General features: G+C 48.2%; 18 protein-coding genes. 12 read left to right on the top strand and 6 right to left on the bottom strand.

Features of this window, described 5'->3' with window-relative positions:
• Nucleotides 1-53: 53 nt before the first annotated feature.
• Nucleotides 54-905 (bottom strand): 1,4-dihydroxy-6-naphthoate synthase, encoded by an 852-nt coding sequence (locus ACRRNK_RS12555; protein ID WP_433943090.1) that lies wholly within the window; start codon nt 903-905, stop codon nt 54-56.
• Nucleotides 902-1588, bottom strand: coding sequence for a futalosine hydrolase (locus tag ACRRNK_RS12550; RefSeq protein WP_433943089.1), 687 nt, complete (start codon nt 1586-1588; stop codon nt 902-904). The genes ACRRNK_RS12555 and ACRRNK_RS12550 overlap by 4 nt, the downstream gene beginning before the upstream one ends.
• A gap of 230 nt (nt 1589-1818) precedes the next feature.
• On the opposite strand from ACRRNK_RS12550, the gene ACRRNK_RS12545 reads away from it, so the two are divergent.
• Nucleotides 1819-2706, top strand: a complete 888-nt coding sequence (locus tag ACRRNK_RS12545) for a DMT family transporter (RefSeq protein ID WP_433943088.1) — start codon at nt 1819-1821, stop codon at nt 2704-2706.
• Nucleotides 2707-2856: 150 nt separating this feature from the next.
• Here the strand turns inward: ACRRNK_RS12545 and ACRRNK_RS12540 are convergent, their stop codons facing one another.
• On the bottom strand, nt 2857-4146 hold the full coding sequence (locus ACRRNK_RS12540; protein WP_433943087.1) for an MFS transporter: 1290 nt from the start codon (nt 4144-4146) through the stop codon (nt 2857-2859).
• 220 nt (nt 4147-4366) lie between these two features.
• On the opposite strand from ACRRNK_RS12540, the gene ACRRNK_RS12535 reads away from it, so the two are divergent.
• Genes ACRRNK_RS12535 through ACRRNK_RS12525 form a run of 3 tightly spaced genes read left to right on the top strand, consistent with a single transcriptional unit; the run spans nt 4367 to nt 6906 of the window.
• Complete coding sequence (locus tag ACRRNK_RS12535; protein ID WP_433943086.1) at nt 4367-5020, top strand: TVP38/TMEM64 family protein; 654 nt, start codon at nt 4367-4369, stop codon at nt 5018-5020.
• Nucleotides 5021-5037: 17 nt separating this feature from the next.
• A complete protein-coding gene (locus tag ACRRNK_RS12530) occupies nt 5038-5931 on the top strand; it encodes a MerR family transcriptional regulator (RefSeq protein ID WP_433943085.1) in 894 nt (297 codons plus the stop codon).
• Nucleotides 5932-5982: 51 nt separating this feature from the next.
• Nucleotides 5983-6906: an SDR family oxidoreductase gene (locus ACRRNK_RS12525; protein ID WP_433943084.1), complete on the top strand. Its 924-nt coding sequence runs from the start codon at nt 5983-5985 to the stop codon at nt 6904-6906.
• 69 nt (nt 6907-6975) lie between these two features.
• On the opposite strand, the gene ACRRNK_RS12520 is transcribed toward ACRRNK_RS12525, so the two are convergent.
• Nucleotides 6976-8733: a glycosyltransferase 87 family protein gene (locus tag ACRRNK_RS12520; RefSeq protein ID WP_433943083.1), complete on the bottom strand. Its 1758-nt coding sequence runs from the start codon at nt 8731-8733 to the stop codon at nt 6976-6978.
• A 204-nt stretch (nt 8734-8937) separates the two neighbouring features.
• Here ACRRNK_RS12520 and ACRRNK_RS12515 point away from each other — a divergent pair, with 204 nt between their 5' ends.
• The 6 genes from ACRRNK_RS12515 to ACRRNK_RS12490 all read left to right on the top strand — a co-directional run bounded on the left by ACRRNK_RS12515 (nt 8938) and on the right by ACRRNK_RS12490 (nt 15374).
• Nucleotides 8938-10188 carry a polysaccharide deacetylase family protein gene (locus ACRRNK_RS12515; RefSeq protein WP_433943082.1) on the top strand — a complete coding sequence of 417 codons (1251 nt, stop codon included), beginning with the start codon at nt 8938-8940 and terminating at the stop codon, nt 10186-10188.
• Nucleotides 10189-10420: 232 nt separating this feature from the next.
• Nucleotides 10421-11473 (top strand): ABC transporter ATP-binding protein, encoded by a 1053-nt coding sequence (locus ACRRNK_RS12510; RefSeq protein ID WP_433943081.1) that lies wholly within the window; start codon nt 10421-10423, stop codon nt 11471-11473.
• On the top strand, nt 11466-12272 hold the full coding sequence (locus tag ACRRNK_RS12505) for an ABC transporter permease (RefSeq protein WP_433943080.1): 807 nt from the start codon (nt 11466-11468) through the stop codon (nt 12270-12272). Before ACRRNK_RS12510 ends, ACRRNK_RS12505 begins: the two co-directional genes overlap by 8 nt.
• A gap of 4 nt (nt 12273-12276) precedes the next feature.
• The gene (locus tag ACRRNK_RS12500; RefSeq protein WP_433943079.1) at nt 12277-13062 is read left to right on the top strand and encodes an ABC transporter permease; all 786 of its coding nucleotides are present in this window, start codon (nt 12277-12279) and stop codon (nt 13060-13062) included.
• A gap of 183 nt (nt 13063-13245) precedes the next feature.
• Nucleotides 13246-14769: a DHA2 family efflux MFS transporter permease subunit gene (locus ACRRNK_RS12495; protein ID WP_433943078.1), complete on the top strand. Its 1524-nt coding sequence runs from the start codon at nt 13246-13248 to the stop codon at nt 14767-14769.
• Entirely contained in the window at nt 14766-15374 is a 609-nt protein-coding gene (locus ACRRNK_RS12490) for a TetR family transcriptional regulator (RefSeq protein WP_433943077.1), read from the top strand. The genes ACRRNK_RS12495 and ACRRNK_RS12490 overlap by 4 nt, the downstream gene beginning before the upstream one ends.
• A 120-nt stretch (nt 15375-15494) precedes the next feature.
• On the opposite strand, the gene ACRRNK_RS12485 is transcribed toward ACRRNK_RS12490, so the two are convergent.
• On the bottom strand, nt 15495-15908 hold the full coding sequence (locus ACRRNK_RS12485) for a hypothetical protein (protein ID WP_433943076.1): 414 nt from the start codon (nt 15906-15908) through the stop codon (nt 15495-15497).
• A gap of 93 nt (nt 15909-16001) precedes the next feature.
• Nucleotides 16002-16934: a catalase gene (locus ACRRNK_RS12480; RefSeq protein WP_433943075.1), complete on the bottom strand. Its 933-nt coding sequence runs from the start codon at nt 16932-16934 to the stop codon at nt 16002-16004.
• Between the two features lie 182 nt (nt 16935-17116).
• Between ACRRNK_RS12480 and ACRRNK_RS12475 the strand changes: the two genes are divergently transcribed.
• Together ACRRNK_RS12475 and ACRRNK_RS12470 are read left to right on the top strand one after the other, a co-directional pair.
• Nucleotides 17117-18082, top strand: a complete 966-nt coding sequence (locus tag ACRRNK_RS12475) for an alpha/beta hydrolase (RefSeq protein WP_433943074.1) — start codon at nt 17117-17119, stop codon at nt 18080-18082.
• Nucleotides 18083-18578: 496 nt separating this feature from the next.
• A complete protein-coding gene (locus tag ACRRNK_RS12470; RefSeq protein ID WP_433943073.1) occupies nt 18579-19520 on the top strand; it encodes a hypothetical protein in 942 nt (313 codons plus the stop codon).
• Nucleotides 19521-19651: the final 131 nt, after the last annotated feature.

Raw genomic sequence — 19651 nt, 5'->3', positions numbered from 1 at the left:
ATAATCGACATGGTCCGAAGGCTTCTCTTCGTTGTATCTGGGACAATATAGATTTACTCCGGCTTCCAGACAAGCCGTGAAGGGTCGATTCTAGGTACCAGGCCTTCATCCGCAGCCAGAGTCAGCAGGGCGCTGACCGCGTTATAGCCCTCTTCCCCGAGTTCCCCGGTGAACTCATTCACATATAGATCAATATGCGCTTGGGTTACCTCTGGTGCCATCTCCTGGGCATGACTCGCTATATAGCTGCGAGAGACCTCTGGATGCTCCCATGCATAGCGGACAGAGTCCTGAATCCAGCCAGCGATGCGCTTCAAATCGAGGGACCTGCGGGCGATGATAGCGCCGAGTGGAATGGGGAGCCCTGTGGTCTCTTCCCACCAGCTGCCAAGGTCGGTCATCAAGGCTAATCCGTAATTCGGATAAGTAAAGCGGGCTTCATGTATGACAAGTCCTGCATCAATCTGTCCGTCTCTGACTGCGGGCATGATCTTGTCAAAAGGCATTACGACAATCTCGCCCACGCCCCCCGGGACATTTCTTGCCGCCCATAGTCTGAACAAGAGATAAGCGGTGGAACGCTCGCTTGGAACAGCTACGCGGCGTCCGCTGAGCGCGGCAGGATCAGGTTTATCTGTACTGCCACCCTGGGTCAACACCAGGGGTCCGCATCCCCGTCCCAAGGCTCCTCCGCAGGGGAGAAGCGCGTAGTCTTCAAGAACCCAGGGAAGGGCTGCATAGGAGATCTTGAGAATCTCAGGGCCTGTACGGTCAATGGCCCAATTATTCGTAATATCAATATCGGCGTAGGTGACTTCGAATTCCGGTGCTCCCGGGACTAATCCATGGACTAAAGCGTGAAAGACGAACGTGTCGTTCGGACACGGAGAGAAAGCTATTTTCATTTGAGTACCTCCTGAAGTTGAGTGAAAGCTGCCTCAAGTGCAGCAAGCGCATCGCCGATCCGCCAGGCGGACCGGTCGCGCGGGCCGACGGCATTTGAGATTCCGCGAATCTCAAGCACCGGCAGCCCGGCTTGCTCTGCAGCAATGGCTACGCCGAAGCCTTCCATGGCTTCGGCGCAAGCCCCGGGAACACGGCCGGCAAGTGCCTCGGCCGTGGCCGAAGTTCCGGTTGCGGTCGTTACCGTTACAATCGGTCCCGATTGGACGGGGACTCCCGCAACCTGAAGGGTGTGGGTCCAGCGGGCGACAAGCTCCGCCTGGACCGCAATGCGGGACGAGCCGAAGCCAAGCTCGTCCACACTGCAGAAGCCTTCCTGGGTCTCCGCACCCAGGTCGGCTGCAGTAATATTGCTCGCCACGACAACTGTGCCGATCTCGGCAAGGCCGGGGAAGCCGCCTCCGATACCGGCGCTGATGACCAGATCGTAGCCTTCCCTTGCTGTGGCTAGTATCCTTGCCGTGCTTGCAGCAGCAGCGGCTGAGCCGACCCCGGCAAGATGAACATCGAAGGCCGCCGCGCCAGGGCGGCCGAGCAGTCCGCGCTGAACAGCTTCCTGCTCCGCAGGAACCGCGGTCATGATCAGGACTCGCCTGAAGACAGGAATATTTAAATGGTTATTCATTGCATAATCTCCTTAGATCGGTTGGATGCTGATCTATACAGTGTAAGCCAATTTTCGTTAGCCGACAACTCGGATAGGAGTATTTGATATATATGTATTGACATAGTAATGGGTTAAAGCGCTATAATATCCAAGCTACAGCAACGAAGAGAGAAAGTATTATAAAGCAGTCATGAAACCGGTTCTCTATTGCCTGAGGCATGCTGCATACGAAGGAGTGTTGATTAACGGTGTTATCTCGTACCCGGACAGTGGTGTACCTTATATTTTTAGTACTTGTATGGGGAGTCAACTGGCCTTTGTCCAAACATGCGTTATTATACTCGCCGCCTCTGCTGTTCGCGGGGCTGCGTCTAATTCTTGGAGGTGTTCTGCTGCTGTTGATCGCCATCCCACGGTATAGACAGCTGAGGCTCAAAGAGACCTGGCCTCTTTATTTCATCTCTGCCATTTTCAATATTATTCTGTACTATGGTCTTCAGACGATCGGCCTGAACTATTTGCCGGCAGGATTATTCTCCGCCATTGTGTTCCTGCAGCCGGTTCTGCTTGGGATTAGTGCCTGGTTATGGCTCGGGGAGAGGATGTATGGACTTAAGATCATAGGTCTGATTCTGGGATTCCTGGGAGTCGGGGTGATTGGCGGGGGAGGTCTTACCGGAAGCCTGTCTCCGGTTGGCGTTATGCTCGCGCTTGGGAGTGCAGTCAGCTGGACGCTGGGTACCGTCTATATGAAGAAAATCACCGGCAAGGTTGACTCGATCTGGATCGCAACCCTGCAAATTTTGATCGGCGGTATTGTACTTCTGGTATTGGGAAGCTTTACAGAGAGCTGGTCTGCAATCCAGTGGACCGGGTCGTTCATGGTTGATACATTATTCATCGCGATATTCGTCATTGCGATCGGCTGGCTGATCTTCTTCAAATTGGTGGGCTCGGGAGAAGCAAGTACCGTAGGTTCATACACCTTCCTCATCCCGGTCATCTCTATTATTTGCAGTGTGATCTTCATGGGAGAATCGCTGACTTTGAACCTGGTTATTGGCTTCGTTATGATCGTGGGCAGCATTATACTCGTAAATGCGACTGGAGGAAGGCGCTCAGGCTCACTTGATTGAAGAAGAATTCGATGGGGATTTAGACAAACATACAATTCTTGGGAAGGACTCATAAGTGACATGCTGGGCCCAAGGCCCAAGCTTCAGCCGCCCGGATTATACAAAGGGAGCCTCAGATCAGATGATCTTGAGGCTCCCTTTATTTAATTATTATCCCGATGTCTTCACTACGCTTGTCTGACGTTCTCTGAACATGAAGAAGTACATTAGTGAAGATACGATATATAGCACGCCAGTAATGCTGAAAGTAATGGCATAGCCCCAATAATTACCGTAGGTTGTGACAAAGTAAGATTGAACCGGCCCCATTGTTGCCCAGCCTAGCATAAAGGCGGTCTGCATCAGAGAATTGGCAACCCCGCGTCTGCGGTCTGATACTCTGTCGATCATGATGGAGGACTGAATCGGGTTAGCCGCATTCATGAGAGCCTGCCTGAAGAGAAAGCTGATCGAGGCAATCAACAGGAAATTGGTGAAGCCGGTAAGCAGCAGGAAGGGAAGGGACAGGATCTGGAAGATTACTACAGCCTTAACCGGGCCAACACGGGCTGCGAGTGAAGGACCAATCAGCATGGATACAATGGTCATTACCTGTCCCAGCGAGATCAGAACACTCATTGCGCTAAGGGACACCGCGAAGCGATTGGTGAAATAGAGATTAAGATAGGGGACAACAAGTCCCGAGCCTAAGCCCACAAGCAGCTGGGCAACAACGAACCTGGAGATGAATTTGTAATCTTTGGCGGATTCCTTGGTTTTCAGAAGCACGTCATGTTCAGCTCCAGCTGAATCTTGACCGGCTGCTAGCTTGATCTTCTCAGACTCTGCTCTGCCAGCTTCCTTAAGGAACAGTAGCGGCATAACGGCGAGTAGGGTTGTAATGCTTCCGACCAATAGAACCGCCTGCAGGCTCATCAGCCTGGTGATGCCTAGAACCTGCAGCAGATCGGCAAGCATGCCACCGCCCATACTGCCGAAGACCTGAGCTGCCAGGACAACCGACGAGAAGAAGCTGAACATACGAAGACGCTGCGCTTTGTTGATATTCTCGGCAAGATATGGAATAGCCAGCACTTGAAAGATCGAAGCAAATAACCCAACTAAGACCGCGAGGATAACCAGACTGTTCTCGGATCCCAGGAAGGAACGCCCAAGGAAGAGGACCCCGCTGAACAGTCCTCCGATAATGAGAAGGCGCTTGCGACTCGTCCGGTCTCCGATCAGTCCTATGGGAATGAACATAATGGCGGTAGCCAGAGATTGAATGCTGACCACCCTTCCGTTCATCGTATCTCCGTATCCAAGTCCTTGGATATACAGGTTGTACAGCAGAGAGAAGATGCCAGTTCCAATTTGATAAAAAATATTAGCCAGGAAAAACAATCTGATGTTACGTGACCAGCTTCGGACTTCCAAGATCATATTAGGGATAAATTGCACAGCTTGTTCCTCCAATGTTCCAATTCTCTGCACGGAATGATCGCTGAACAGAGAGCATTTCAATTTATTGACCGTTTGACAATTAATAAGATTAATATACCAGATATCCTTATAGTTTAGGCAACCTTGTGTCAAATCAGCTTAATTCATGACAAGGTCGTTCCCAATGAGGTATGCTAGCAAGTAACACTCAAAACAGAGGAACATGCTTGGAGGTCCTATGCAAATATCGGAAATCCTGTCTTATATGACAGAAGAGAATCTTAAGAGCTGGATTGAGCAGTTTCGCTCCCTCGGACCTCTTCCGGGCGTTCTGCTGCCCTTTTTGAAATCATTCATTCCTCCGCTGCCCACCCTGGTGATTGTTGGAGTGAATGCGGCGGTCTACGGCTTGTGGCTGGGCTTCCTGTACTCCTGGGTAGGCATGGTCGCGGGATGTATGCTTACCTACCTCATTGTTCGGAGAATCGGCGGACATCCCTTTCTGAAGCGGATTGTGAGCAAGCCTAAGGTTGCCAAGACAAGACACTGGATTCAAAATAACGGTTTTAGCTATGTGTTCCTGTTAAGCCTATTTCCGGTTGGACCGTTCGTGGTAATCAATATAGCTGCGGCGCTCTCGGGAATGAAGCTGCGTTCATTCCTGCTTGCCGTTCTGGTGGGTAAGGGGATTATGACCTTTGCGGTCTCCTGGATTGGTTCTGATGTGACCAAGTATATGGAGCATCCTTTGGAACTGCTCTATATTGTGATTTTCGTTGCGGGTTCACTATTGATTATGAAACGAATCGAAGCCTGGTTTGCAAGAAAAGATCAGCCAGAGAGAACGGATTCGGATTTGAAATCCACCCATAGTTGGGATCAGCTGCAATAGGGGGAATGTTATTCAATATGGCGAAAGATCAGCTCTATACGATCGGCCAAGCCGCGAAGATCTGCAACCTCTCAGTACAGACACTTAGATTTTACGACAAAATAAACCTGGTGAAGCCCGGAGAGACCGATCCTTTCACGGGGTATCGATACTACTCGAATATCAATCTTCTGCATATCAAGATTGTGCAGGATATGAAGGTGCTTCAATTCTCGCTGGAGGAGATCGGTCAGGTCATCGGCTCTAGAAGCCTGGATGAGATTCGGTCGATGATGATGCAGAAGCATGAAGAAACTTTGCTCAAGTTGAATGAACTCAAGCAGGTCGCGGGCTCCCTTGAGCAGAGAATCGGTCAGCTTGATTTCTTGAAGGAGCTGGGTCACGGGATTCCAGAGACGGATGTCCTGGTTGAGCTTAAATATCTACCGCAGCGCAGGATTGCTTCTCTCCGCAAGCGTTCTGGCTGTGGTCTGGAAGCCTCCGTGATAGGATTTACTGAGCTCTATCACTTCATAGAGCAGCAGGAGTGCCTGCAGGCGGACGGCTATATCATGACCATATACCATGAAGACTTACTCACTTTTGACCGTGATGATGTTGACCTTGAAAGATGCATTCCAGTCCGTCTTGAGCAGGAAGAACTTGAAGGCCCAGAAGACCCCGCCCAGCGGCCGGATTATCTTAGTACAATTCCTGAAGGACATTACATAACAGCATTATATTGCGGGATTCCAAACGCCGATTCCTGCAAGCAGATATACCATCGTCTGTTAACCTGGATGGATACGGGCGGCTATGAGGCCTGTGGTCCGGCGATGGAACAGTACCTTGTGGATATGTCCCAAATGATGAAGCCTGAAGAATTTATTGTGGAGCTGCAAGTTCCTGTGAGAAAAAGATTGACCCTATAGCTGCTATAGGGTTTATTTTTATGTCATTAAAGATTCAGGGAGGAACAAGATATGAACATTGTGCTAGGTACAGGACCACTAGGAATATCTGTAATGAAGGAGCTGATTAGAAGAGGCGAACCCGTAACTATGGTGAACTCAAGCGGGAAGGGAGGGCCTCGGCTCGAAGGTGCTCAGGTGATTCAGGCGGATTTAATGGATGAAGGGCAGACCCGCCAGATCATGAAAGGGGCTAACGTGATTTATCAATGTGCTTCACCTGCTTATCATAAATGGGACCAGCTCTTTATAAGGATGCAGGATCTTATTATTAATGGAGCTGCGGCTTCGGGAGCCAAGCTGATAGTGGCAGAAAATCTCTATATGTATGGCCCTGTTGATTCGGTGATGAAGGAGAATCATCCATTTGCCGCGAGTACCAAGAAAGGCAGGGTTAGAGGTGAGATGTCTGAGCGGCTTCTTAAGGCACACGAAGAGGGTAAGGTTCAGGTGGCGATTGGAAGAGGATCGGATTTCTTCGGGCCTGGGGTAATGAACTCATCTGTTGGGGAAAGGTTCTTCATGCCCCTTCTAAAGGGCAAACCTTCTAGTGTGTTCGGTGATCCCGACAAGAAGCATACTTATACATTCATTGAGGATTTTGGGCGGGCCTTGGTTACGCTTGGGTCTCATGATGAGGCATTAGGTGAAGTGTGGCATGTTCCGAATGCGCCTACAGTTACAACACGTCAGTTCGCCGAGCTTGCTGGCAGAACGCTTGGTGCTACCTGTAGCATCCAACCGATGAGCAGAATGATGCTCAGAATCGGCGGACTCTTTATCCCGGCAGCCCGTGAGAGCATTGAAATGCTCTATCAATTCGAGAAGGACTTTATTGTGGACAGCAGCAAGTTTAGTTCGAAATTTGGGATGACGGCGACCCCTTTGGAAGAATCCATAGCGAAGACAGTTGCCTGGTATCGTACCAAAGTATAAGCCCTCACAAACACAGAAAGGGTGTCTAAGTTGTCACTTCCGTGGCAGCTTAGACACCCTATTGTGCAGTTACGGGATTTGCTGGACTGTAGCTAGTTGATCAGTACTAGGTAGCAGTCGCTGCTGATGTGCTGAGCCGCAATCCCACAGGATTTTGGCCAGATAGATACACAGCACAATATTCAGGGATGAAGTGAAGAAGAGCGTTAGTCCATAGGAAGTCCCACCATTGGTAGAGTTGTAAAAGATATAATAAGTATTCACAAATATCGTCAGACTGAAGCCGCCTGCGAGCCAGAGCAGCCGCTTGTCCTTGAGATAAGTGTAGGCAAGCAAAGCTAGCGCTGCCGCCGGGAATAAATATCTCTCATGCATACTGGACGAGAAGGTGAATACCATGGCAATCAGCAGCAGTGCCGAGGCCGATGCGAAGCGGATGCTGCGTGTCCGATTATACATCCACCATGAGAACAGGGTGCTCAGAACGATGAAGATAAGTCCCCAGGTATGATAGCTGAAGACCAGGAGCGTATCCGTATCCGGCTTATAGTTGGCCCCAAGGAATGCGAAGAAGTTAAAAGCATTTACCGAGGCAAAGGGATACTCATTTACAGTTCCTGAGTACAAATTATACAACCATAGCGGATTTTGTCCTGTTGAGAATGGCAGAACTACAATAAACAATGTCAGAACAGCTGATGCTGCGGCTGCAAGCCATGACTTCCATTTCCTAGATGCGACAAGAGCGAAGAATAGAACCGGAAGATAGATAATTCCCTGCGGCTTCATCAGTACAGACAACGTTAAGATGATTGTTGACCAGACCAGCTTTCCCTCTGACAGAAGATAGATCGCAGCTGCAATCAGCAGGGTGAAGAAGGAATCGACCTGCCCCCATACCGTAGAATTGATAAATACGGCTGGATTAAATACATAGAATAGAGCGATCAGGAGGCCAGCGTCGTAAGATAAGTATTTGCATGCCGCCTTATATAGAAGATAGGCTGTCGCGACATCAGCAAGAATAGAAGGTAGCTTAATCAGCAGGGTAGAGTACGAACTTAACGCTGCTGTACTGGTAAGCTGTCCGACGACAAATAGAATATAGACATAGAAAGGCGGGTAGTCACTGGAACCATTTAGATAAAATCCGGTCAGATCCGAGGCCGCCGAAGCTGCCCAGCTCTTGAATAGATTGATGTCAAAAGGATGACCGGCGATCCAAGGGGCAGCGGCAATCCTTAATAGCAGCCCGGTTCCAAGCAGACTCCACAGCAGCAATCTTCTATCAGTTCGTAATACTTCAAATTTTGTCTTCCTTAGAACGATATATGCAGCTGCTGCCAGACCAAAGAATAGTACGGTATATAGGGCAAGCGGCCATGCGTAAGATGAAGTAGTGCTGATCTCCCTAAATCCTCCGCCTCCCGGTGGTGAGCTGCCGTCATGCTGAAACCCTCCTGTTGAATTCGAGGCAGTGTTCCCTGAATCTGTGTCTGAACCTGATGAAGCGGAAGGAGTCTGTGGGTTGACAGTCCTGGTCTGCGGTGAGCTATTGTTCTGTCCGTTCGCACTCAACGAATTTTGACGGTTCACGTCTTCACGAGCGAAGTTCCCTTCATTTCCACTTCTTTGACCAGGCGGACCAGCACCATCTCTTTGTGTGCCCTGCTGAGCAGGCATTTGCATTCGCCCCGAACTGCTCCAGCCGCTTGCTGTTGATGAGCTTCCTTTATAGCTCATCACGGAATATACGGCCAATCCTAACGACAGCAGCAGCACGACTATACTGAGAACGGCAATTTTGCGTTGTTTAATCAGCTTCAACAGCGAATTCCTCCTTCGTAACCGTCTTGTCTTTTATTGAATAATTATCCCCTGACTGGCTGAATGTCCGCTGAATGCAAGCTGATCGCTTGCTTAATGTTGCAATTAAAAGCTTATAAGAACTTCGACTCTATTCATTTTGAATTAAATGGTATAAATTAATGAAGTAGATTAATAGAGATAGAATCGGAGGAATCAGGTTTCATGTACAAAAAAATAACTTCAATTATTGTGCTTGTCTTCTGTCTGGTTTGGGTTCAGACCGCTGCCGCTGCGGGTAACCATACCGCAATTCTTGGTGTGAATGATCATTTATCAGAGATTCAGCCCGAGCTAATAGAAGGCAATTACTATATGCCGGTCAGGGATCTTGCCGCTGTTCTGAGTTTGCAAGTTGCAGGAACACCGGATGAAATTGGATTAACGGATGGGAATAATACGAACATCACACTGAAGCCATCTGAGGGGAAAATAATCAAGTCAGACGGTTCGGAGACTGTGGTCAAGCTTCTTGTCCAAACAGGTAAGACATGGGTACCGGTGGCACCTATAGCTAGAGAGTTCGGATACCTGATAACGTATCAGGCGGAATCCAAGCTGTTAAGACTCGTCAATGCTTCTGGAGTGATGACAGACGAAATATTTGTCCAGCAGAATCAGGACGCGGTGGTGAAGAACGAGGAGAAGAATGCACAGCTGGACAAAGAGCTCAAGGCAGAGAATGAACGTAAGGCTGAACAAGCAAGAAAAGAGAAGGAGAAGAAGGAGTTAGAGCAGAAGCAGAAGGAAAAAGATAAGACTGCTGCCCAGAACAAACCGTTACAAGGCAAGGTTACTCCTAAACAACCGGTTTATCTTTCTTTTGATGATGGTCCGACGGCACACACAAATCAGCTGCTGGATATCCTGAATAAATATGGAGCTAAAGCGACATTCTTCATGCTCGGCAATCATATTGATACCTATTCCGCTTCCGTCAAACGATTGGTTCAAGAAGGTCATCAGCCCGCGCTGCATGGGATGACCCATGTCAAATCGAAATTTTACCTGTCACCGGCTGCGGCCTTAAAGGAAATGGATGATGATAATGAGCATCTCTATAAAGCTGTTCAGATGAAATCCAAGCTTGTGCGTCCTCCTTATGGCAGTAAGCCTTATTTTGTACAATCATTCCGTGATAAGCTCTTCACTCACGGCTATCATTTGTGGGATTGGAATGTGGATTCCGAAGACTGGAAGTATAAGAGCAACAGCAAGGCGATATATAATCGCGTAATGAGTGAAGTTCATGCTCAGCACAAGAAGGGAATCGCGCCTGTTATTTTGTTCCATGACCAGGCGGATACGCTTAAGGTGCTTCCGAGTATCTTAACCGCTCTTAAGCGAGAAGGCTACAGCTTTGAACTGATTACACCTGAGATGACACCCGTGAATTTTTGGCATGATGAGCGTTAATTAGGTAAGAACTACTTAAGCTATAAAATTGGTATCTCCCGAAAAGTAAACTGTGGCCACTCTAGGATTAATTCTAGAGTGGCTATTTTGTATCGTCGCTCAGTTCATCGCTGAGGAGAGAACGAAACGATTCCGTAGAAGCTTTCCCCCTTATTGTCTAAATAGGTGGTGCTAGTGAGAGAATTGCACTATAATTTCATACTGGAACAATAACAGAGAGTTGGTGAATTAGTTGTTGGCGATAGAGGTTGAGGATTTAAGAAAAACGTTCAAGGTACAGCGTAACCGGGAAGGGCTTAAGGGCGCGTTCCGGGATTTATTCAAACGTCAATACCAAGAAGTGACCGCGGTCAAGGACATTTCCTTTCAAATTCCAGAGGGGGAGATCTGCGGATATATCGGGGAGAACGGAGCGGGCAAGTCGACGACCATTAAGATGCTGACAGGCATTCTTGTCCCTACATCAGGCCACCTGTCAGTAGGAGGATACGTTCCCTATCAAGAAAGAGAGAAGTTCGTTAAGAATATAGGTGTGGTCTTTGGACAGCGTAGCCAGCTGTGGTGGGATATTGGTGTGATTGAATCCTTTCAGCTGCTGCGCAAAGTATACCAAGTACCTGAACAGGACTTCAAGAAACGGCTGGATGAGCTAGTGGAGCGTTTGCAGCTTCAGGATCTCCTCAGTCGGCCGGTCCGCAAGCTTAGCCTTGGTCAGCGCATGCGCTGTGAGCTTGTGGCCGCTCTGCTTCATAATCCTTCTATTGTGTTTTTGGATGAGCCTACGATCGGTCTCGATATTGTTGTTAAATCTGAAATTCGAGATTTTCTGAGGGATATGAACCGTGAGCACGGCACTACGATTTTGCTGACCACCCATGATTTGCAGGATATTGAAGCCCTCTGCTCACGGGTCATTATGCTTGATGACGGACGGATTATTTATGATGGGGGGCTTGAAGAGCTCAAGAACCGTTGGGGAACAGGGCGCGAGGTGTTGTTCCAATTCGGCCGCAGCACCAAATTAGCTCAACTTGAAGCCTGGACACAGGAGCTTCCTGTGAAGTGGTCCGCCGAGAATGATTTAAATGCGAAGGTCTGGATCCCCCTCGAAATTAATGTCTCCGATGTACTCGGCCGTGTTGTAGGACAGGCGGATATTACAGATATCAAAATTATCGAGACGAATACCGACGACATCGTGCGGAGTATTTACCAGTCCGGCTCGGCTGTGAAGATGGACAACCCTGAGACAGAGCCAGAGAAGGATAAGGTGGCTCATGTCTAGATTAAGAAACAGCGCGTATGTGGACTTCATCCGTATCCGGTTCCTAACGATGCTCGCGTATCGCGTCAATTATTATTCAGGAATTGTGATATATGCTTTGAATATCGGAGTGTATTATTTCACATGGAAAGCAATATTTGGAGATGGCGGAGACCTCGGTGGATTCAACGTGATCCAGATGACAACGTACATCGCCGTATCCTGGATGGCCAGAGCCTTCTACTTCAATAACCTGGACCGGGAGATATCGACGGATATCCGCGACGGCAGTATCGCCATTCAATTCATTCGTCCTTATAACTATATGCTTGTGAAGATGATGCAGGGTCTCGGGGAAGGGATGTTCCGATTCTTGCTGCTCATGATTCCAGGAATGGCGGTAGCTCTGCTGCTGTATCCGATAGAACTTCCGACAGCATGGTCATCCTGGGTGGGGTTCCTTGTCATGTTGTTCTTCAGCTTCCTGATCAATTCACAGATCAATGTTATTACCGGAATTATGGCTTTCTTCGTGGAGAATAACGAAGGAATGATGCGGATGAAGCGGGTTATCGTTGACCTGTTCTCTGGACTGATCGTACCGATCAGCCTCTTCCCGGGCTGGCTTTCGAAGGTGCTGGAGTACCTGCCTTTTCAAGCGATCACCTATCTGCCCGGATCTGTGTTCACGGGCCGGGTCAAAGGGGTGGGGATATGGAACGTACTGGGTGTTCAGATCATCTGGTTCGTGCTGCTATTAATTCCAATGATCTGGCTCTATGGATTGGCGCGGCGGCGCTTGTTCGTGCAAGGAGGGTAAGAACATGTACTATTTAGGACTGATTGGTGAATATCTGAAGAATTATATGAAGACGAGGCTAACTTACCGCGCGGATTTCTGGGTGGAGGTGATCTCGGACCTGCTTTTCCAGGCAACGAATCTCATCTTTATCTTTGTTATATTCATGCACACCAAGAGTCTTGGCGGCTGGAGTGAGAACGAGGTCGTATTTGTGTATGGATTCTTCATGGTTCCCTTTGGGATCTTTAGCTGCTTTATCAACTTATGGGGGTTCAGCGAGCGGTATATCGTCAAAGGGGAGATGGACCGCATTATGACCCGGCCGGCTCATAACCTGTTCCAGATTTTCCTGGAGAATGTGGACCCGCCAGCGCTGGTCGGTTCAGTCATCGGGATTATTATCATGGTGATTAGCGGAAATAATTTGGGACTTGTTATGGAATGGTGGACCATTCCAGCCATGATCATTCTGACCCTCAGCGCGGTCGCCATTTATACCGGGATCTATACGACGCTGACTTCGTTATCCTTTTATTCGGATGCCCCTACAGGGATCCTTCCCTTGATGTATAACATTCAAAGCTATGGCCGTTACCCGGTAACGATCTACAACCGTGCCATCCAAGTACTGCTAACCTGGATTATGCCTTTTGCCTTTGTAGGCATTTATCCCGCATCGTTGTTCCTGCAGCGTGAGGAAATGCAGAGGATGGCTTACCTGACCCCGGTGATGGGAATTATTTTCTTCGCTATTGGCTTGACCGCCTGGAATTACGGTGTGAAGAAATACAGGGGCGCCGGATCTTAACTGATTGGGTTAATAGCTGTATTGCGGCAAATGATCTAAAGCTTCTTACATGTAACCGTTCCTTTCGAGGGAACGGTTTTTTGTGCTGAGAAGAAAAAGTTGACGGTTGATATAAAATGACATAGACTATCAAAAGAAACTAAGTGTCATAATTATTGATAAATGAAAGGTGGATTTCAAGAAATGATGGATTTGGGAAAACGGAAATGGTGGGTGCTCGGTGCCCTGGCGATCAGTCTGCTTACAGTTGGACTTGACTTGACCGTACTCAATTTAGCTCTGCCTACAATCGCGAAGGATCTTCATGCTTCAAACAGTCAGCTTCAGTGGTTCGCAGATGCTTATAATCTGGTTCTGGCAGCGGCGCTGCTTCCAGCGGGTCTGCTTGGGGACCGGCTCGGCCGCAAGAAAATGCTTATTATTGCTTTGATCCTGTTCGGAGCAGCATCTGCGGCATGTGCTTATGCCCACACAACTGGGCAGTTGATTGCCGGTCGTGCGTTACTTGGGCTAGGTGCCGCATTCCTGCTGCCGCTGTCGATGTCCATCATTCCCGTGATATTCACGGAACAGGAACGATCCAAGGCGATTGGAATCTGGGTTATGGCCAATTCAATTGGGATCCCGCTTGGACCCATTGTCGGCGGTTGGTTGTTAAATCATTACTCGTGGGGTTCTGTATTCCTCATCAATATTCCCATTATTATTGTTGGTGTATTGGCAGTCTCAGTACTGCTCCCTGAGTCGCGAAGTTCTAAGTCACCGCGTGTAGATGTTCCTGGCGTGCTTTTGTCCAGCATAGGGTTAGTCGGTCTTACCTATGGAGTTATTGAGGTAGGTGAGAAAGGATGGGGAGACCTGCCATCTTTACTCCTCATCGTGGCAGGAGCTGCCATGTTGGCGGGATTTATTTGGTGGGAAAGAAGAACAGTCCATTCTCTAATCGATATTTCGTTATTCCGTTCTCCTGAGTTCACATGGGGTTCGGTTCTGGCCACATTGGTCTCCTTTGCCATGTTCGGAATCCTGTTCGTAACTCCGCAGTATTTCCAAGCGGTAGAAGGGGCCGATGCCATGGGGACAGGTCTGCGTCTTCTGCCCATCATAGGAGGTCTTCTTGTAGGGGCGAAAGTATCTGAGGCTATTATGGCCTGGAAGGGCGCGAGATGGACCCTGGCGATTGGTTTTCTGCTGCTGGCAGGCGGGATGAGTCTAGGTGCGACAACCCACTTAGGACATGATTATGGATTCACATCAATCTGGATCTCCATTGTAGGTCTTGGCATTGGGTTTGTTCTTCCTGTAGCTATGGACATTGCAATCTCCACATTATCAGCCGAGAGAAGTGGTGTGGGTTCTGCACTGATTATGGCTCTGCGGCAAGTCGGCGGAGCGATTGGAGTTGCTCTGCTCGGAACCGTGCTTAGTAACGGATATCATGATAAACTGAACTTAGACGAAATACCGGGTCAAGCCATAGAGGCAGTGCAGCGGAGTGTGTCAGCGGGTACAGCTGTTGCGGACCAGTTACATTCGGAGAATCTTCGGAATTCCGTACGTACGGCATTCATTCATGGAATGGACTTGATGCTGTGGGTATGCGCAGGAATAGCCGTGCTCGGACTTATACTTATACTGGCATTCCTGCGTTCAAGCTCTGACCGGAAGGAGAGTGCGGAATTCGAGATTACTAATCTCAGGGAGTGAGCAAGTTGGCATCAGGTAATCAAAAGGTTATGGGGCTGCGCGAACGAAAGAAAGCCAAGACGATGGCAGCGATCCAAATGCATGCCCTGCGTTTGTTTCGTGAATTAGGATATAACGCGACTACAGTTGAGCAAATTGCGGAAGCGGCGGAGATTTCCCCAAGCACGTTCTTTCGTTATTTCTCAACCAAGGAGGATGTGGTCATTACGGACAATTATGATCCGATATTGGTTGAAGCCTTTGAGAATCAACCCTCTGACCTGAGTCCGCTGCAAGCTGTGCGGGCAGCCATGCTGTCAGGCATCTCAGGAATGTCTGAGAATGAATTAACCGCAATGCGGGAGAGAAATCAGCTGATCATGAGTGTGCCAGAGCTTCGGGCGGCATTGCTCAACAATATGATGAGCACTATGAAGATGATTGCGGAAATGGTTGCAAAGCGTGTTGGCAGAAGTCCCGATGATTTCTCAGTAAGCACTTTGGCGGGTGCAATTATCGGGGTGAATATCTCGGTTACGATGCAGCATGCAGAACATCCAGACTTGAATTTCTCTGACCTGCTGGAAGAAGCGATGAACCAATTGGAAGCTGGAATGCCGCTTTAAGTCAGGCAGAAATCAATCACTAATGAGTAAAGCCCTAACTGGAGAACGGGACCGTTAGGGCTTTTTTTTGAATGGCTACATTCACTCATACTGCTCGAGTTAGCTAGCATCTCTTGGTTGTTATTTTGAGACTTCAATGATAAACGTAGTAATTTCTTTAATTTTTGTTTTGTTTAAACTGCTATTGAAACGATAAATATTCGAGAAAGCGTAGCTAGAATTGTTTTCGAAGTTTAGGACGCCATTTAACGAACCGGAGTATCCGTGCGTTATTATATTACTAATAACTAATTCCCTAGGCTTTTTATCGACCAGCTTCTCAAGTATTCCCAAGACTTGCTCCTTACCTTTTAGTACATTGCTACCGATAAAGTTCCACTCGATATCATCTATAATGTTCTCCATGATAAAGCCAGTATCGTTGCAAACACAGGCAGCATTAAACGCTCTAAGTAATTCCTTCTTTGGTGCGTTTCCGCAATTTTCTGCACAGATAATATTCACTTCTTCATACCCTACATTGTCCTCTGACATATTTGCAACCCCCCTCATTCAATAATGATCTGTTCGACCATAATATTACAACAACATAATTTAACATAGCCTTTTGAATAAGAATTACTATGTCTATTCCTTCATACTACGCAGATAATGGGATATGGCATATGCTTCATGCCTGAAATTTAGAATGGGATCATCGGACAGCTCGATTCCCGGTGTTAAGAGAGTCGGGTCCATAACCAAATCGTCCGGTTCAGCTATCGGGCCTGTAATGGTGAGAGCTCCGACTTCCAGCCGTGTCCGCTGATCAGGCCAGCTTAGGGTAGGATCGTCTGTGGGGTCGTCTTTGTCACCGAGAACAATATTGAGCTTGAAGCCGACTTGTCCAAGGGTCGTTCGTGTTATCAGGTCTTTCTCTAGATAATCGGATGGCTGTGACTTGGCCTCTCTAGCAGATAAGGTATGTATGCCGAGATCCGGTTCCCATTCGTATTTGACAGCTTGTCTGTCTCCCCTGTCGTTCACGAGGTTAAAGGCATGTATAGCATAGTATCGGCTGGTCGCATAGCTGACAGGCGGCTTCAATGCGCCTAGGTGAAGGAAGGCGTTCTTGCTCTCTGAGAAGTGTTCGATTACAGCCCCGATCTTCTCTGGCAGGGAGAGTTCCTTATGCTTGAATGCGGCCGCGGTCTTCATCATATCGATGAATGACTCGGGCGTTCTAGCGAAGAATACAGGGATGGTAGCTGCAACGATATTCGTTATGGACTTGTCCGGCAGTTGAAATTGAACGGCCATGCCTTTGGCGGGCGACAGCAAATCTGCCATCCCTGGGTCTGGATTACTGCCTGAGAATCTTACAACGGCATTAACAACCTGATGCTGAAGATGGGCAGCTGTGGTTAAGGATGATGCACTGCCATTTGGAGTGAATATGGCGCTGAAGCAGGCTCCTTTGGCATGTGCCCGTCGGAATCCGCGGTAGGGTCCGTCGAAGTCCTCAATGGAGTCAACGGCCTGTTGTGCCAAAGTACGTGGATCGGGATGGTGTGGGTGCATATCAATACTCCTTTTCAGTTCAATATGGAAATTGTAAAGTTACTACTAAATAAGATCATCTGAGTGGAATGAACCAGTCTACTCCCCTAAAGATTATGGGTAGGCTGAAGTGGTTTAATAAATGTAAGGGGACTTACCCGAATACAAAAAAATACGGATTTCCGGAAAAGAGGTTACTATTCATGTCTGATCAAGTGAAATTGGAACCAGCTGCTGAGAAATTTGTTCAGGATACGGCGAAGCCGCCATTTCTATTCGATCTCGGGCCTGAGAAAGGCCGGGAACAAGTGAACGAAGTACAATCTAGTGATATTAAGAAACCGGAAGTTGAGATTCAGGATCTTGAAGTAAAGGGAGGACCGAATGGGACTGTCTCTGTCCGTATTGTCCGCCCTCCAAATACGAAAGGTGCACTTCCCGTTATTGTATACATTCACGGTGCCGGGTGGGTATTCGGTAATGCGCATACCCATGATCTGCTGATCCGCCGATTATCTGTGGGCGCGGGGGCTGCTGTAGTTTTTCCCAATTACAGTCTTTCACCTGAAGCCAAATACCCGACCGCGATTGAAGAAATTTATGCCGCTGTGCAGTGGGTGGCCTCGGAAGGTGTAGAGCATGGGCTGATACCGGACACGCTTACGATTGCCGGAGACAGTGTTGGAGGGAACATGACCGCGGCCATTACCTTAATGGCCAAGGAGCGAGGCGGGCCAGCGATTCGGCAGCAGCTGCTGTTCTACCCGGTAACGGATGCTTCTTTCGATACTGCTTCCTACCATCAGTTCGCTGAAGGATATTTCCTCAGAAGAGACGGGATGCAGTGGTTCTGGGATCAATATATAGCGGATCCGAAGCAGAGAACCGAGATTACTGCATCGCCGCTCAGAGCGACCACCGAGCAGCTTAGCGGACTGCCTCCTGCACTTGTTATTACAGGGGAGGCCGATGTACTTCGGGATGAAGGTGAAGCCTACGCCCGTAAGCTGAGGGAAGCCGGAGTGAAGGTGACCGCCGTCAGATTCCAAGGGATTATTCATGATTTTGTCATGCTGCATGCTTTGGCAGATACGGAAGCCGCCAAGGGCGCGATAGCTTTGGCAGCGTCTTGGCTGAAGGATGGTTTCGGCTTAACTCAAGCGGAGTAGGATACAGCATAATTGTGGTATATAAGACGCATTTAAAAAATTGACTTGAGGGTAAGGCGTAACGGAGGGGAAGCTTGGAACTGTAGGAGCGAAAGCGATCGCCTTTGTCTCCGGATTTCATCCGCCCTGCGGTAAAAATCAAGAAATCTGGAGACAACAGCGGCCGAAAGTCCAAGAATTCCTCGTAGTTACGACTGTACACACAAATGTAAACATTTTAACTGCGGCTTATATAGTTTGAAACTTTTTCCATATTGGCTTCGTCTGTTAGATAAGTTGAATTTAAGAATTACTTATAGGCAAGAGTGTGAAATGATTCTGGAGAAGCGGAGCGTTCGCCTTTGTGATCAGACTTCTACCTATAAAAATTCAATTAAGAAGTCTGAGAACAACAGCGATCGTAGGAACATTTCATACGGCTGACTAGCATGTAAATCAGTAGTTCAACTTATATAGATATGATCTTTAGATGAATCATGACAGAGGAGGAAGTCAAATGAGTTTGATCCCGCTCAAAAAGGCTCTCATGTTCGGCTTGTCTGTTACGTTAACAGCCGGGCTTGCAGGGACATCATACAGTACAAGTGTGGCAGCTGCAGCGCAGCCCACATCCAAAGTTACTGTCAAAGCCTCAGATGAGGTATTTCAGGTGTATGAATCCTACATTAAGAAACTTAAGCTTGCAGCTGCGAGACAATATTTGCTGAAGAATATCAGTAAAGTTAGCAGCTACACTGCAATGATTATGACCCTTCATTTGGAGAATGCCCAGCGGGCCCAGCTGGACGCGTCCAGTGCGAAGCTATATCCCTCCAATGTTCAGAAAGCACTGGATACGGCTTACCGTAAGAAGAAGGATCTGTCCTACCAGACTCTGTTAAGTTTAATTAAAGACGCCAAGATACGGAGTCTGCTGACTGAGGCAAGGGACAAAGGCTATAAAGTTGGAACCGGAGAGGGAATGTACTTCCTGACGATGGATTATGAAAGCTATAAGCCCCTCAAGCCCTACGTTACGAAGGACATTGCGGCTTATATTGATATCATGGCAACGAAGACGAACCAGCCTGCTTTATCAGATGCGGCAATTGTAATCACTTGGGATGAGTTAATCAAACGGACGCTGGCGATGGAGAAATTCGTGAAGAGCTATCCGAAATCCAACCGGGCGAAGGCAGTGAAGCTCGAATATGAAGGAATGAAGTTCAACGTCTTCTACGGATCGAGCAATACGCCAGTGTATAATGAGAACAGCAAGCATCAGTTCATGACGCTGCTTCCAAAAGTACGCAAAGCTTATGAGGCTGCAATTCAGAAGGGGACGGCGGACAGTCAGCTGTTAATAACCATCAAGCAGGCTTTGAAGCTGCTGGACAGCAATGAGGGCAAGTGGTCTAAGGAATTGGACCGCTATCTGAAGAAGCAGATCGAATTGTAAGTATGAGCTGGAGTTAGCCCAGTATGCTAAAAGCTTCGGGGATATAAGCAATAAGGGATTGGACAGGTGCGGATGACTGTTCAATCCCTTTTTTGATTATGGTCTGTTCAGGCTGTTCGCTCCAGCCGGGT

This window comes from Paenibacillus sp. SN-8-1, assembly GCF_050995535.1.
Classification (GTDB): Bacteria; Bacillota; Bacilli; order Paenibacillales; family Paenibacillaceae; genus Fontibacillus.
The sequence above is the reverse complement of the archived record's forward strand: the minus strand, read 5'-3'. Positions and strand labels throughout refer to the sequence as shown.

Bases quoted from the DNA above. Each gene is read 5' to 3' on its own strand.
- ACRRNK_RS12555 (WP_433943090.1), bottom strand. From the start codon at position 905: ATGAAAATAGCTTTCTCTCCGTGTCCGAACGACACGTTCGTCTTTCAC.
- ACRRNK_RS12550 (WP_433943089.1), bottom strand. From the start codon at position 1,588: ATGAATAACCATTTAAATATTCCTGTCTTCAGGCGAGTCCTGATCATG.
- ACRRNK_RS12535 (WP_433943086.1), top strand. From the start codon at position 4,367: ATGCAAATATCGGAAATCCTGTCTTATATGACAGAAGAGAATCTTAAG.
- ACRRNK_RS12530 (WP_433943085.1), top strand. From the start codon at position 5,038: ATGGCGAAAGATCAGCTCTATACGATCGGCCAAGCCGCGAAGATCTGC.
- ACRRNK_RS12525 (WP_433943084.1), top strand. From the start codon at position 5,983: ATGAACATTGTGCTAGGTACAGGACCACTAGGAATATCTGTAATGAAG.
- ACRRNK_RS12515 (WP_433943082.1), top strand. From the start codon at position 8,938: ATGTACAAAAAAATAACTTCAATTATTGTGCTTGTCTTCTGTCTGGTT.
- ACRRNK_RS12505 (WP_433943080.1), top strand. From the start codon at position 11,466: ATGTCTAGATTAAGAAACAGCGCGTATGTGGACTTCATCCGTATCCGG.
- ACRRNK_RS12500 (WP_433943079.1), top strand. From the start codon at position 12,277: ATGTACTATTTAGGACTGATTGGTGAATATCTGAAGAATTATATGAAG.
- ACRRNK_RS12495 (WP_433943078.1), top strand. From the start codon at position 13,246: ATGATGGATTTGGGAAAACGGAAATGGTGGGTGCTCGGTGCCCTGGCG.
- ACRRNK_RS12485 (WP_433943076.1), bottom strand. From the start codon at position 15,908: ATGTCAGAGGACAATGTAGGGTATGAAGAAGTGAATATTATCTGTGCA.
- ACRRNK_RS12480 (WP_433943075.1), bottom strand. From the start codon at position 16,934: ATGCACCCACACCATCCCGATCCACGTACTTTGGCACAACAGGCCGTT.
- ACRRNK_RS12475 (WP_433943074.1), top strand. From the start codon at position 17,117: ATGTCTGATCAAGTGAAATTGGAACCAGCTGCTGAGAAATTTGTTCAG.
- ACRRNK_RS12470 (WP_433943073.1), top strand. From the start codon at position 18,579: ATGAGTTTGATCCCGCTCAAAAAGGCTCTCATGTTCGGCTTGTCTGTT.